The following is a 14,990-nucleotide window of genomic DNA, read 5'->3' as shown; positions in this document are numbered from 1 at the left end:
TAAGAAGCTAAATAATAGAATTAGAGGCTAGTTACTAAAATAATAATAACTAACCCCCAATTTTTGTTGTTTTTGTGACCAGCTAAGAAAATATTTTTTAAAATCTGAAGTGTGAAAATGCTCGGTTAGCCTCAGCCATACGATGAGTATCATCTTTCTTCTTTACAGCTCCACCTTCATTTTTAGCACCAGCTATAATTTCAGCTGCCAAACGCTCGTGCATTGTTTTTTCACCGCGTTTTCGTGCAAAGCTTATCATCCATTTAATTCCTAAAGAAACTTTTCTTTCAGGACGAACCTCGGTTGGCACCTGGAAGGTAGCTCCTCCCACTCTTCTACTTCTAACTTCTACCCCGGGCATTACATTATTCAAGGCCTTTTTCCACATTTCAAGACCACTGTCGCCTGTTTTCTCTTGAACCAAGTCTAAAGCACCATAAAAGATACTATAAGCAAGACTTTTTTTACCATCTTCCATCAGATAGTTTACAAACTTGGTTACCAATACATCCTGAAACTTTGGATCAGGGAGTAGATAGCGTTTTTTCGGTTTTCTTTTTCTCATTGTTCTTTCTACTAGATACTAGCGGCTACTAACCTATTTTTTACTTTTTGGTCTTTTTGCCCCGTACTTAGATCTTCCTTGCGAACGACCTTCCACACCTGCGGTATCTAACGCTCCTCGTATGATGTGATAACGTACACCAGGCAAATCTTTTACCCTTCCACCTCTAATTAAAACTATAGAGTGTTCCTGCAAATTATGTCCTTCACCAGGGATATAGGCGTTTACCTCTTTTCCGTTGGTGAGACGCACACGCGCAACTTTACGCATGGCAGAGTTTGGTTTTTTGGGAGTAGTAGTGTAAACCCTTGTACATACACCTCTGCGTTGTGGACATCTGTCCAAAGCAGGAGATTTTGATTTACTCGTTAACGTTTTCCTCCCTTTTCTTACTAATTGTTGTATAGTAGGCATTTACACATTCAATTTAATAAAATCGTCGTGAGACTGAATTTTTTTGGAGTGCAAATGTAGAAAAAACCCTTAGTTATTCAAAATGTATTAATTTTAATTTTTGTATAAGCAACAAGTTTCTATCGGCTTATGGTCTTTGGTAGAGGCAGAAAATAAGGGATTTTATATTCAAAAGGAAGTATTGGCGTGGCAGGGAGACTTCTTCATTTTATACAATATAACCCTCCACAGTATTTAGTTGTTTTTGGGCAAGGTTTCACCCAGGAACTGTTGCTTATAAGCAGATGGAGATAGTCCGGTTTGCTTCTTAAAGTGTGCATTAAACGATGCTTTGGTATTAAACCCTGCATCATAGGCTATAGCAATGATTTTTTCCTGCGCATATTGGGGATTACGAAGTTTTTGCCTTACTTCGTTTACCCTATAGCTATTGACAAAGTCTGCGTAGTTTTGTTCTGCATATTCGTTAAGAATCTGCGATAAGTGATGGCCTGAAATCCCCATTTGATCTGCTATTTCTTTCATTTTGAGTGCAGGGTTTAAGTAGGGCTTTTCGGTTTGCATCAGTTGTTTTAGTTGATCTAACAGTTGTTTGGCATGAAGGTCACTAAGGGCTGAATGAGCATATTTGGCTGGTTTATTTGCGGGAAGAGTTACTGCTTGATGAGTCGTAGTTTCTCCATCGAGGGCTTCTGGTTTGATAAACCCTATATAACCTACCCAATAAATAAACAATGCCATAGAAGCAGAAATGTAATAATCATAGATTTGCACATAATGAAAGCCGTAAACCATTACGTAATAACTGGCGTGACTCACTGAAAAAGCAATAAATAAACCACTCATATATAACAATGACTTACTACGACTCTTACTACTTTTGTACAATACAGTATATAGAATAAGTGCTGCATAAAAAAGTAAAGAAATGGTTTGCCCCCAGTTAATAATGAGCTGATAGGTGCTGTATAATGTGGTGTCTTGTGCTTTTGTCAACTTGTTAACTGCACTGGAGGTATAAAAAGGAGTTAAGTACAAAAAGTGTAAAAAAAACACAGCAAAATGTAATACTGACGAGCGTTTAACCCTGGCCTGATGCCCTGTTTGTTTTACATAGAGGTATAGTGTAGGACCAAATAGCCAAGGTAAAGTGGCAGACAAGCCTATAAGATGAGGATACTTGGAAAAAAGCCCCAGCCAAAACGTCACATAATGCCCTATGGTTAAAGAGAATAAACTGATCAACAGGGCTAAAAATAAATTTTTAGATACATTGCGTAACAACAACAACAAGGAGAGAAAAAGACCTTGCCCAGCTGCTATTAAAAAAAATATTGCCCAATAATTGATCATTCTTACAGGAATTTAACACTGACGTTGTAGCTTTAATAAATAACTCATTATCTATGACTTACAGTTGCTTTCTGTTACACACTTTATTAGAAGTAAAAACAGATCAAATGCGTAAATAGTATATTTTTTACTGATAAGTAAAGACCAGCATTCATATCATTTGAGTAATATTTGTAATTTAGCGATTCTAATGAAAAAATTCAATAGATTAAATTGTTGATAAATTTATTTAGCTTTAACAAATGTGTCCTGCAAAAACCTCGTAGAATCTCGCATTTAACAATTAATGTCTTATGGGGTGTTTAATGGATTTAGAAAATGTTATTAACTTGGCTACGTACTGTGAAATATAGCTTAAATCATTATATAAGGGTTGACAGAAGGCTAAATAAACTTATAAAAGTTAGCTTGCTTTTTCTGTTGAGCATAGGTATTGGTATAAGTGGGTTTATGTTTATTGAAGAAAACTATACCTTTATTGATGCATTTTACATGACTGTCATTACTATTGCAACAGTTGGGTTTACCGAAGTACACCCTCTGTCTGATGCTGGCAGGTTATTCACCTCTTTTTACATCGTAATAAACCTGGGGATATTTGCTTTATTTGCCTCTGTGCTAACCACTTACTTGTTTGAAGGAGAACTTCGTGAAATTTTGAATAACTACAATAGTATAAGGAAGGTAAACAAAATGAAAGACCATGTAATTGTGTGCGGATTTGGTAGAAACGGTATAAGGGCTTGTGAAGAACTTCAAAAAAATAACATTCCTTTTGTAGTGGTGGAACAAGACCCTGAACTACTCAAAGAGTTGGCTCCCAGTGAAATTGTATACATAGAAGGGGATGCCACACACGATGAAATACTAAAAACAGCGGGTGTAGAACGTGCCCAGGCTTTGATTACAACGCTACCCAAAGATGCTGACAGTGTTTTTGTAACGCTTACTGCACGACAAATGAATACGGGAATTAATATTGTGGCTAGAGCCAATGAAACAAGTGCTGAAAGTAAACTCATAAGAGCGGGTGCCAACCGATTGGTACGCCCCGACTTGATTGGGGGCACCTATATGGCCAACCTGATTACCAAGCCAGGGGTAGTCGAGTTTTTAGATATGATCAGTGGAACAGGTGAGCTTAAGTTAGAGGAGTTTAGCTTTGAGGATATGAAGGAAAACTTCCGCGAAAAAAGCATTATGGACTTAGATATTAGAAAAAAAAGTGGTGCTACCATTATGGCTTTCAAGGCAGGAGAAAAAAGAAGTTTTATGATCAACCCTCACCCCAGCACTAAAATTACCAATGGGGATGTAATGATTGTATTGGGCACTGAAGATCAAATTAAAAGTTTTGCAAATTACTACACAACTAAGAAACTTATGCTGTAATATACACGTATACCTACCTGAACAAATCGGGTAGGTTGCCTGTATTATCAACCACCCTTCTTCTTTTATTTGATAAGATTAATTGAACTGCCCAGTTCTATTATCAATTTTTGACTATACAGATTATTTTTTTGTAGTGTTTTTTCCAAACACAGCGTGTTTACATCTATGTTTACCTGTAGATTAAATACAAGATTTTGACAGTCAAGATATTACCCATATTTACTTTCCCAATTGTTTTCTACCTAAAAGGCTTTTTCAAAAAAGTGGCACTATTTTTTTTCTCTGTGTTTACTTTTTGTATACCCTTCAATTTCTTTATCTATACATGTAATCATATAGTTTTGTGGGAATTCAATAATTATCACAATAATATATTTATATGAAACGTATTTTACAGAACATTGTACTGCTTAGCCTGCTTACGCTAGGGTTTTCATTTGAGGCATTGGCCCAGGTGAGCCAAGAACAAGTACTGCAAAAAATTAAAAAGCGAGCTAAAGAAGGCTCACGCAAACAAAAAAGTGACTATAACAAGTTGATGTTAAAAGGTCCAGACGGCAACATACTAAGCCGGGAAGCGGAGTTAACATTTGCCTTGGAAATGAAGCAAAATCAAAAACGAAACAGAACCAAGTCTTCTACGGTTATTCCAATAGAAAACTGGAAGCAAAGAGGTCCTTACAATGTAGGAGGGCGTACCCGCGCGTTGGCTATTGATCGTAATGATGAAAATATTCTCCTTGCAGGTGGTGTTTCGGGAGGTATGTGGCGTTCTACTGACGGTGGTGCCAACTGGAGCAAAGTAACTGGTGTATCGGAAAGACAAAGTGTTACTGACATTTACCAAGATCCTACCAACACCAATGTATGGTATTATGTAACAGGCGAAGCAGTAGGAAACTCTGCCCGTGCTTTTGGAGCTAACTTTTATGGTAGTGGTGTATTTAAATCAACTGATGGTGGCCTTACCTGGATACTGTTACCAAGTACTACCTCTAACGACCTTACTGTACTTAACACTGATTTTCAACTCAATTTTAGAGTACGTGTACACCCTACCAACGGTGATGTGTACGTAGCTGGACTTAATGGAATTAAGCGATCTACTGATGGTGGTACTACCTGGACTAATGTATTGCCAGGTGCTGGTACTGCGTTGAACGACATTGAAATCAGCGCTACTGGTATAATGTATGCCACTATTCAGGCAGGCGGAGCTCCTAACAATGGTATATTCCGCTCTACTGATGGTGCCAATTGGACCAGTATTACTCCAGCTGCATTCCCCGCTAACTTTGCGCGTGTAGTACTTGATATTGCTCAATCTGACGAAAATATTGTTTATTTCTTCGCTACCACCCCAGGTGCAGGAGTAAGTGGACATAGTTTGTTTAAATATATATACACTGTCGGTGAAGGTAATGGTGATGGAACTACTGGAAACGGTGGTGCCTGGACAGACCTTACGGCAAATTTACCTGCATTTGGAGGTAATGTAGGAAACTTAGGACAAGCTAACTACAACCAATACGTAAGAATTAAGCCTGACAATGCTGAGGTTGTTTTTCTTGGTAGCTTGAATATTTACCGCTCTACCAATGGGTTTGCTGATACCACTACCAATGCCTGGATAGGTGGTTACTCTCCACTCAACAATATAACTCTATACACCAACCATCACCCTGACAACCACGTGATGATGTTTTACCCATCGAACCCCAACCGAGTAGTTACAGGACATGATGGAGGCTTGAGTCGCACCGAAAACATTTTAGAAAACGATACAACAGGGGTTGAACCAGTTGCTTGGGAGTCATTGAACAATGGTTACTTCACTACTCAGCCTTACGCTATTTCTATTGACCCAATCACTGCCAATGATAACCGTATTATTGCTGGTTTTCAGGATAACTCAACCTGGATAACCAACTCAAAAGCCACTAATGCTGATTGGGCAAATATCAACAGTGGTGATGGCTCTTATAACGCCATTGAGCCTAACAGCAACGTTCGTTATGTAAGTTCTCAGCTTGGTCGTACTTTGCGTCAAGAAGAAGGAGACACTACCAATGCATTTATTTTTGTAACACCTTTGGCAGCCAATGCTTTCCTATTCATTAATCCTTTTATCCTGGATCGCACCAACTACAAAAGGATGTATTTCTTAGCTGATGGTGGTGTATACCGTAATCCAGATTTGGACAATAAGGACTCTTTTGGAGCATTCCCTGATGGCACTCCCATATTTGCCTATAACAACTGGGAACGTTTAGATAGCACCTTCCTTGGAATTAACTTCTTTACATCAGCGTTAGATGTGGCAGTGAACGGAACATTGTACTATGGAAAAGCAGGTGGTGGAGAAATTTATAAAGTACCTAATGCTGCTGTAGGACAGCCGGGTACAATCGATATATTTACTGGTAAGGGCTTGCCTGACGGTTCTGTAAGTTCAATTACTGCCGATCCAGTAGATTCAAATAAAGTATATGCTACATTCTCTAATTATGGTATCCCAAGTGTATTTTATACTGAAAATGGAGGAGATAGCTGGACAGATGTAAGTGGTAACCTTGAGCAAAACGCTGATGGAACTGGAAATGGTCCTTCGGTTCGTTGGATTTCGGTACACCGCCCCACTGTAGGTGCCCCTATTTATTTTGTAGGTACTAGCATTGGACTGTTCTCTACTACCAAGCTTGATGGAGCAAATACTGTGTGGAACCGAGAAGGTGGCGATGTGTTGGGCAATGTAGTAACTATGATGGTGAAAACCCGTGCATCTGATGGATTGGTAGCAGTAGCTACTCACGGTAATGGTGTATACAGTGCTAACCTGGTAAATGTAGCTTGTGCACTAGCTCAAAACCTTGGCAACACTAATATTACTTTGAACTCTACTACTTTGACTTGGGACGCAGTATACACCGCCCAATCTTATGATGTACGTTACCGTTTACAAGGTGCCACCGAGTGGATCACTGAAAATGGTTTAACAAATGCTTCTTTAGACCTCAATGGTTTGAGCAGTGGCTGTACTTACGAGTTTCAGGTAAGGGCCAATTGCTTGTACGGATCAAGTGATTTCAGTGCCTCTAAAAAATCCCAAACTTACTGTACTCCGTCAAGTTTCTTTGGCTTCTTCCACAGTAAAGTAAAGTTTGCCGGAATTAAAAACACCAGCGGACTACAGTTTGGTGATGCATTTAGTGATTTTACTAACCTTACGGCAAGTGTGGCTCAGGGTGGAAAATATAAGTTAAAAATACGTAACTTATTCCTTCAGAAGTTCCAGGTGTGGATTGATTATAACCACGATGGTGACTTTGATGATGCAGGTGAGCGAGTATACCAAACCAAGCGTGGTAGATTTGAAACACGTATGTCAAAGAAAATACGTATCCCACAAGATGCCAGAATAGGTAAAACCAGAATGCGTGTAATTATGCGTCAGGACCTACAAACGGGCACCTCTTGTGCTAACTTTATCTATGGTAAAATAGAAGACTATACAGTAGACATCCAAGCTGCAGGAAGTCTTGCCAGTAGAACTACTGATTTTGATGTAGCGTCAGAGTTTTCGACTTACCCTAACCCTACTACTACTGGTAAAATAACTGTAACAGGAAACGTAGAGGAAGATTCAAAAGTAGATATAGTAATAACCAGCACAAATGGTGCAGGCTTGAGAAAAGCTTCACTCAAAACTGTTGGTGGGGAGTTTAAACAAGAAATTGACCTTAGTGGTTTAAAGCCTGGGTTGTATTTGGTGGTAATCAGACACAACGAAGGCAAAAAAGTACTTAAGGTACTATACAAATAATTGATACTTTTTAGTGATGTGCTCACGGTAACTATTTAGTTTGAGCATTGTCATTTAGGGTTGTTCTCTTTCATAGGGGGCAACCTTTTTTTATTTGAACTTACTATTGATTTAATCTAACAAAGGCTTTCGCTTTAATTATAAATAAGTATTTTGCTTTTAAAATATTTCACCCACAAAAAACTACGATAAAATGATAAAGCATCTTACTTTAAGCCTTTTACTTAGTATTTTCCTCTGGTCATGTGGCACAAAATCAACCGAGCAAACTAATAACACCACTACCAACACTCAAAGCGACACATTGGGAAACACTGCTACAAAAAAAGAAGAAGATGACAATCAAGCACCTGCGACTAAGTATGATACGCCTGACGAAAAAACAACCCAAGTAATCAATGTAGTAAAAAGCTACTTTGCCAACCTTACCAATGGTAATTATGAGGCAGCCGCTCAAGACAACTTCGCTCCCTCAGTAGATCAGTGGATTACCATGAAAAACACTCACCCTAAAGCCATTGCTACTGAAGCCAAACGTTTTTTGAGCACCAAAACCGATGTTAAATATACCCCAAACCTGGCAGGCATTGTACTCAAAGACAATAAAGCAAGAGTAGTAGTACGTCAGGAATGGAAAGGCTATGATACTACACTTGAAGTATGGCTTGAGTTTGACAATAGTGTGAAGATAAAATCTTATAAGGAGGGGAAAATTTTTAAAATGAAAATAGTCAAACCTTCAGCACTGGAAGCTTACCTAAGTAAAATCAAAAAGTTTGAATACCCTGTCAATGTAAACAGTCAGCAATACAGTACTTTTAAGGCAATGGACAAAAGCGGCTTAAATTTGTTGATTAAGGATGCTATTGAGGGAGAAAACTTTCAAAATATTGGATACTTCGAAATAAGTAGCGACCTGGTTGGTATTTTATACATCAGAGGATACCGCAGTTCTCAATCTATAGTACTCAACACTTTTAATCGTAAATCGGGCAAGGCAGTTGCCATTGAAGTTGTAGGTTTTATGGGAGGTGGCCACATGATGGCTGGTTATAACCAAGCTTGTGACATCACTATACAAGCCAATGGTAAAATATCGAATACCTGGCACTCTACCACCAGTGGTCAGGAAATGGGCGAACAAGGAGCTTCTTTTTATCAAATTACCCCCAATGGGCAGATTGTAAAATCTTCGTAATCTGATGAAGAAAAATCCCGTTAACCAGTTAAGGAACATGTTCGCCCCGTAAACGGGATTTCGGGCATAGCCCTCAACAATAACCCCGATAAGAAATCGGGACTTTGAAGCTGTCCGGTTTAGAATAAATTAGCTTCGCAGAGCTTGAACTTCGTTCTGCGGTTCTCATTACTGCCTTTTGTTATTTTTATTGTCCGTGGTACCGTCCCACGGTCTGGCTCAACATCCCTCGGATGTTGCCTTGCCCGCAAAAACCGATGGCTAAATGCCGCAGTCAGCTTTGAGCCTTTAACCAAAATCTGGACACCTATTTTGAACACGTTCCTAAGAAACTTTTTACATCTAGCAGAATGATTTGGCAGGGCTTCTTTATTCAATAGTCCATAGTATTTAGTCGATAGTCGATAGCTGATTCGAGTAAATGTTTACCTTGTTAAATACTGTAAACCAGTATTTTATATTAAGATTGCTTACTCAATTTATTTTTAAAAGTGTGTCGGTTTTACGCCCAAACACCCAATTAAATAGTTTTTAAATTCGTAAATAACTGAGAACCAGCAAACAACTTTGACTAAAATCACTGCGGAGTATTGTTATTACTACCAAATCATTTGATCATTTAAATTATTCATCTTATGAAACTGAAGTTTATACTTACTGTATGCATCACGGGACTTTTTGTAGTGAACACTCAAGCTCAAATTAATAAAGCGTACCTTATTGGTTCCTGGCATTTGTCTATGGAATATATGCTTAAAAATACGCCCATTGAGAAAAAAAAGAGCATGACAGCCAAACAAGAAATGATGGCCATTGTTTTTGGTAATGTCAGTGTTGAGTTTTTAAAAGATGGCTCTACCAAAATTGGAGGAATGATGGCAGCCATGGCATCGAAAGATAAAAAAGGAAAAGCGATCAAAGGCAGCTGGAAAATAGAAGGTGACCGCCTGATCACTACAAATGATAAAGGCAAAGAAAAGTCGGAAAAGATACTAAAGCTTACTCCTGATTTACTAGTCCTGGAAAGCAAAAAAAAGCCGGGTGAGAAGGTATACTTTGTCTCACTCAATAAAATTTTGAAAGACTTTAAAAATACCAATACAGCAAAAATTAATAAAAAGAAGCTTACCGGAACCTGGAAAGCTGTAGCAGTAGAAAGCAGGGGGATAACCATGCTTTTGGGTATCAAGTATTTGCTCAAAAAAGACGGCACTACTCAACTAAAAACTCCTCTGGACAATATAATTGAAAAAGAAAATGGTACCTGGAAGGTAAACGGATCAAATAAACTCCAGTTTACCAGTGAAAAAAAAGGAAAGATCAAAGAAACCAACGTAACGGTATTGTATTTTACCCAAAACCAGATGATTGCTCAGGACGACAGGAAGGGAGAAAAGATTTTGTTTGAGCGGGTGAAATAAGAGCAATGCCAGCACTTTTGTTTACACACCTGCCCTCTTACACAAAAAAACTGGTATCATTGCTGTGCTATAATAGCATATTCAACTTATTTTTAGGACTCATCTTACATACCAGTAATAGATGGTGTTTCACACCGTTTTATAACCTGAATTTAAAAACTAAATCAATTGGAATAATGCATAAAAATTTACCCGTTTACGCCCTCTTTTGTTTATTACTGATTTTTGGTTTAGGAGCTTGTAACTCTGGCAAAGAATCGACAAACAATACCACTGATGATTCTCTGAAAGTCATCGACTCATTAAAAAAACTTGCCAAAGCAGACTCGGCAAAGGTAGACACTACCACACCCGAATTTAAAGCATCAGCTATAGTAATGTATTCTGCCTATACTCAACACATTCCACACTTTGAGCAAGCAGAAGACTTTACCCCTTCTGACAAACTAAAGCAAGAAGTGACCAAACGTACCGAAACTTGTAAGGATGTAAGCAAGCAGGTGTGGAAACAAAACAAGGAAGGTTTTAAGAAATGTGACTGTGGAGGCATTGAAAATTATGTGATTTTTAGTCCAAAAAACGATTGGGCTTATACTCGACACCTAGCCACTGACAAAAAACTGGCTGACTTTCAACCTATTATGGAAAAGGAAGGGCTGAAGTTTGAAAAAGAAGGGGAAAACCGCATTTTCAAGGTACTCATAGCCCGTGGCTCTTGGTATGAAATAGTAAACACTAAAAATGACGCAAAATGGTGGTTTGATAAAAACCTTAAATTCATCAAGTTTTTGGATTAAGGGCATCACCATTACTTGTTCATACAAACGCCCTTTTGAAGTGGTCTGACAGACTACTTCAAAAGGGCATTTGCTTTAGTTTACCCTATAAGTCAAACTTACAAACCCTGTGTCATAGCTAGTGGTATCGACCAGTTCGAGGGTGGTTTCTTGAGGTACATTAGGAAACAAGGGCAAGCCCTCACCAATTACTACAGGAGCAATGGCAATGATCATTTCATCTACCAAGCCCTCGTTTAAAAATGAGGTGAGTAGGTTCCCCCCTCCTACCAACCAAATGTCTTTTCCGGTCTGTTGTTTCAACCTATGTACATAAGCTGTAACAGCTTCATTGATCAATTGAGTTTTTGGTGTACTTATTTTCAAAGATTTATTACGACTAAACACCACCGATTGACAATTGCCATAAGGCCAGTCTACCCCAAAGCCCAATATTTCGTTATAAGTCACTCTCCCCATCAATACCGTATCTATAGAATCATAAAATGCCTGATACCCATAGTCCAGTTTATTTGGATTAGGAATACCCTCTAGCCAGTCGAGTGCCCCGTTTTTGCGGGCAATAAAGCCATCAAGGCTGATAGCAATGTATAATTTCACTTTTCGCATAAGTATCTTTTGTTCTTGTTTTGCCACAAAATAACCTACTATTCACCAATAAAAATTGGACAAAATGCACCTCTGCCCAAAGAATTATGCCTTACTGATCAAGGTATTGATAAACCCATGCGACTGCTTGGCTTGCTGCGCTCGAAACTTAAGTGGGCTAATGCCTGCATAACGTTTAAAAACCCTGATAAAATGCGACTGATCATAAAAGCCGTGTTCCAAGGCAATTTTGGTTAATGTTTGATCAGGACAATCAATCATTTTTTGTAAGGCGTGATTGAGCTGTAACAACTGTAAATATTTATGTGGTGTAATGCCCACTACAGATTTAAAAGTGGCAATGAGGTGTTTGACGCTAAAGTGTAAATCTTTGGCTATTTTCTGAATTTCTATGGGTTGGCAAGCAAGTGATGACACCACCTTAAGAAAACGCAACACAATAGGTGGACAGGGTTTGTTTACGGTGTTTTGTTGAAAAAAATTTATCAATACCTGTAGCCTGTCTGCCGGAGCTGTTGCTTCGGCAAACCTTTGGTCAAGTTCGGTCGCTTTGTCAAATAATCTGACCGCACTATTTGATTGGGCAAAATCTAATGCACTTATACCATAAGTAGTATAAATACCCACAGGTTGAAACATTATGCCCAGCGCCTGATACCTACCGTAAGCTTTGGTGGTGATACACTGGGGAGTGATAGGAGAATAAATGACCCGCTGTTCTTCTGGTGAATCATTCACCTTAAAAATATCTCCTTGGTTGAGTATTAGCTCATGTTGTAGGTAAGGCAAACTAAGTGATGTGACTGCTATATGTGACTGCTCGGCAAGCCAGGTAGTAGCTATAGTAGCAGTGATGTGGTGAGTATGTAAAGCCACCTGATGATTTATCATAAACTCAGAAATGTTTGTTTTACTAATTGAATGCACCTTTGCTTACCAAAATTACTCTTCTGCTACCTCCTCCATTCTATCACCGCGTGTAGTGGGTTGCGACACCACCAAAAACTCAAGCGTTTCATCAGTATTGTTCTGTATTTGGTGTTTTTGCCTGGGTTTTATGTGCAAACTTTCTCCCTGTGTTAACTTTATTACTTTGCCATCCAGTTCAAAAGTTGCTTGGCCCTTTAAAATAAAAAAAAGCTGTTGTGAAACCGCATGAAAGTGTCTCTCTTCTTTGGTATAGGGTGCCATTATTTCTTGTATTACGCTAAGCGATTGGTCTTTGACCAGGTGCCAGCCTTCACATTGATTGCCCCAGCTATAATGTTCGCTATTTTGTTTTGTCTTTTTCATTTCAAATAATAGCAGATTTCAATTGTACATAAATGCCAAAGATATAGTTATTGCTACTTAAAAAAAACAGCCGAAAAAACTCCACTGTTACACCCATGCCTTGTATGAGGTTATGAAGCAAAGAAATCATAGACCATATTAAACATATACCTCCATGACCAATCAACACTCTACTACTGCTATGGCAATACGCCAAGGACAAAAAATGATAGAACGCCCCTTTAAAATACTAATGTTGGTCAGCACTCTGGTAATTGCCAGCCTGTTTGCGCTTCGTTTTTTAGGGTGGTTTGCCCTTAGTAACATGCTTATCCCTTTGTATGGAATATTGGTGTTGTTTATCAACCAAAAACTCAAAAGCCAAGGCAGTCAACATTGGCAACTATGGGTACTGTTACACACCGAAGATTTACACACTGCCGAAAGAGAAGGCATCCGTCGTGACTGGCTCGGTAACCGAGGCTTGAAAGATAGAAAAGTATTGAAGCAACTTGGGCAAGATGATCGCCTAAAAACAGAAAAAAGATTGGCTGGGCTTCAATCAAACAATCAACACTGGCAAGATGTAGTAGAAATTCCGTGGGAAATGGCTTATTACGTAGAAAAAAAACAAGTGACAAAAGAAATACGGGATTTGATGCTCATGATTTTAGCTCCTGTAGCCTTGTATGCTTTTTTGTGGATGAGCTTTGCAGGTTATCTATGGGTAAAAGTAGGGCTGGGAGCCATATTTATGCTTTACATTGTCAGTTTTATCAAAAAAATCATTCACTATCGTACCCTTGCCCGGTGCAATGAACCAATGCTTGCTGCCAATAGCGAAGAAATCAAGTACTATAATGGTCGCGAGACTTTGCACCTCCCCTGGAAAAACCTCGAATCTGTATTGCTACAAGGCAAAGACCTCAAGGTGATTTTTAACGATGATTACCTAAAAACCACCAAAAACCAAGACAAAACTGAACATTTAGCATTAAATTTCCTCTATATTCCACATCAAGAAAACTTTGAAAGCTTGTTGGATTTTTATCAACAACGCTTTATCAAATATCGCAAAGGTCAGGATTTTGCTTTGGCGAGTTAAATAGTCATTCATTAGCTTCAAGTCCTTTGATACCAATGCACAAGTAAACGTACGCTTAGACACCAAAAACCAAACTTACGTAAACAGATCAAATTGAATTATATAATCTCTACACTATACACGTACCTACGGTATGTAAGTGCGTGTTTTTTTGATCATTACTCATCAACTCAGGCAATTGTTTGAAAAGCTAAACATCATGGGACTATTCAATAGAAAAAGTAAAGCAGAAAAAATAAGCTTGGTGCTTGACCGGGATTCAAGCCTATATGATGATTACGAAGAGAAGACCAACAAAAAGTGGCAAAAAGACTTGGATAAGGTTTTTAGGGATATGAAAAAAAATGGAACACCCGATGAGTTGAAGGACTTTCTTGCCTACCGTTATCCTTTTCACTGTTGGGAGCATGGGTTGGAAGACATGGAGGAAATCATTTTGAACACAAAAGAAATGCAACCAATTACTTTAGAAAACAAACAGATACCAGAGAAAATACAGGAGCTAATACACCTAGAAATTCTAGAAATAACTTCAAGCAGCATAGAAATAATACCCAATGAGTTAAAATACCTGGAAAAATTAAAAACACTTAATCTAGGAAATAACCTGATAAGCAAATTCCCCGAACCAATAACAGGTCTAAACAATCTACAAGAACTTATTTTAACACGAAATAATCTAAGCAAAATACCCAAAAGCATATCAAAACTCAAACACCTTCAAATTATTCAACTAAACAATAACGAGTTTCAAATATTTCCAGAAGAAATCTTAAACTTAGAAAACTTACAACAATTGGGTTTAATGAAAAACAATATCCAAGAAATACCAAAAAGAATAAATTTACTTGAAAAGTTAGAAGAACTTGTTATGACCAACAACCCGCTACAAAGCATCCCTAATGAGATAAAGAGTCTAAATAAACTAAAATGGCTGGCTCTAGATAAAACAAATTTACCTCTAACCATCAAGGAAGATTTATCAAAATGGCTTCCTAACACCACATTAACTTTTTAAGGACTAGTACAACAGGAGTA

13 protein-coding genes are annotated in these 14,990 nt (G+C 38.3%); 7 read left to right on the top strand and 6 right to left on the bottom strand.

Going from position 1 to position 14,990, the window contains the following annotated elements; translation table 11 throughout:
* Positions 1–97: 97 nt before the first annotated feature.
* From rpsG to M23134_RS08300, 3 genes are all read right to left on the bottom strand, one after another.
* The gene (rpsG, locus tag M23134_RS08310) at positions 98–565 is read right to left on the bottom strand and encodes a 30S ribosomal protein S7 (protein WP_002695384.1); all 468 of its coding nucleotides are present in this window, start codon (positions 563–565) and stop codon (positions 98–100) included.
* Positions 566–598: 33 nt separating this feature from the next.
* Positions 599–979 (bottom strand): 30S ribosomal protein S12, encoded by a 381-nt coding sequence (rpsL, locus tag M23134_RS08305; RefSeq protein WP_002695382.1) that lies wholly within the window; start codon positions 977–979, stop codon positions 599–601.
* Positions 980–1,213: 234 nt separating this feature from the next.
* Entirely contained in the window at positions 1,214–2,332 is a 1,119-nt protein-coding gene (locus M23134_RS08300; protein ID WP_002695380.1) for a helix-turn-helix domain-containing protein, read from the bottom strand.
* Positions 2,333–2,740: 408 nt separating this feature from the next.
* Between M23134_RS08300 and M23134_RS08295 the strand changes: the two genes are divergently transcribed.
* The 5 genes from M23134_RS08295 to M23134_RS08275 all read left to right on the top strand — a co-directional run bounded on the left by M23134_RS08295 (position 2,741) and on the right by M23134_RS08275 (position 10,966).
* Positions 2,741–3,724 carry a potassium channel family protein gene (locus tag M23134_RS08295; RefSeq protein ID WP_002695378.1) on the top strand — a complete coding sequence of 328 codons (984 nt, stop codon included), beginning with the start codon at positions 2,741–2,743 and terminating at the stop codon, positions 3,722–3,724.
* Between the two features lie 382 nt (positions 3,725–4,106).
* Entirely contained in the window at positions 4,107–7,550 is a 3,444-nt protein-coding gene (locus M23134_RS08290; RefSeq protein WP_002695377.1) for a GEVED domain-containing protein, read from the top strand.
* A 193-nt stretch (positions 7,551–7,743) separates the two neighbouring features.
* On the top strand, positions 7,744–8,748 hold the full coding sequence (locus M23134_RS08285) for a hypothetical protein (RefSeq protein ID WP_045113217.1): 1,005 nt from the start codon (positions 7,744–7,746) through the stop codon (positions 8,746–8,748).
* Between the two features lie 635 nt (positions 8,749–9,383).
* Positions 9,384–10,169 (top strand): lipocalin family protein, encoded by a 786-nt coding sequence (locus tag M23134_RS08280; protein ID WP_045113216.1) that lies wholly within the window; start codon positions 9,384–9,386, stop codon positions 10,167–10,169.
* Positions 10,170–10,345: 176 nt separating this feature from the next.
* Complete coding sequence (locus tag M23134_RS08275) at positions 10,346–10,966, top strand: hypothetical protein (RefSeq protein ID WP_002695361.1); 621 nt, start codon at positions 10,346–10,348, stop codon at positions 10,964–10,966.
* Between the two features lie 75 nt (positions 10,967–11,041).
* On the opposite strand, the gene M23134_RS08270 is transcribed toward M23134_RS08275, so the two are convergent.
* The 3 genes from M23134_RS08270 to M23134_RS08260 all read right to left on the bottom strand — a co-directional run bounded on the left by M23134_RS08270 (position 11,042) and on the right by M23134_RS08260 (position 12,868).
* Positions 11,042–11,575: a dihydrofolate reductase family protein gene (locus M23134_RS08270; protein ID WP_045113215.1), complete on the bottom strand. Its 534-nt coding sequence runs from the start codon at positions 11,573–11,575 to the stop codon at positions 11,042–11,044.
* A gap of 84 nt (positions 11,576–11,659) precedes the next feature.
* Positions 11,660–12,466, bottom strand: coding sequence for an AraC family transcriptional regulator (locus M23134_RS08265; RefSeq protein ID WP_002695357.1), 807 nt, complete (start codon positions 12,464–12,466; stop codon positions 11,660–11,662).
* A 51-nt stretch (positions 12,467–12,517) separates the two neighbouring features.
* Complete coding sequence (locus M23134_RS08260; protein WP_002695354.1) at positions 12,518–12,868, bottom strand: cupin domain-containing protein; 351 nt, start codon at positions 12,866–12,868, stop codon at positions 12,518–12,520.
* A gap of 154 nt (positions 12,869–13,022) precedes the next feature.
* Between M23134_RS08260 and M23134_RS08255 the strand changes: the two genes are divergently transcribed.
* Both M23134_RS08255 and M23134_RS08250 read left to right on the top strand, forming a co-directional pair.
* Positions 13,023–13,952 (top strand): hypothetical protein, encoded by a 930-nt coding sequence (locus tag M23134_RS08255; protein WP_002695350.1) that lies wholly within the window; start codon positions 13,023–13,025, stop codon positions 13,950–13,952.
* A 199-nt stretch (positions 13,953–14,151) separates the two neighbouring features.
* A complete protein-coding gene (locus M23134_RS08250; protein WP_045113214.1) occupies positions 14,152–14,970 on the top strand; it encodes a leucine-rich repeat domain-containing protein in 819 nt (272 codons plus the stop codon).
* Positions 14,971–14,990: the final 20 nt, after the last annotated feature.

It is taken from the genome of Microscilla marina ATCC 23134 (assembly GCF_000169175.1).
GTDB lineage: Bacteria > Bacteroidota > Bacteroidia > Cytophagales > Microscillaceae > Microscilla > Microscilla marina.
The sequence above is the reverse complement of the archived record's forward strand: the minus strand, read 5'-3'. Positions and strand labels throughout refer to the sequence as shown.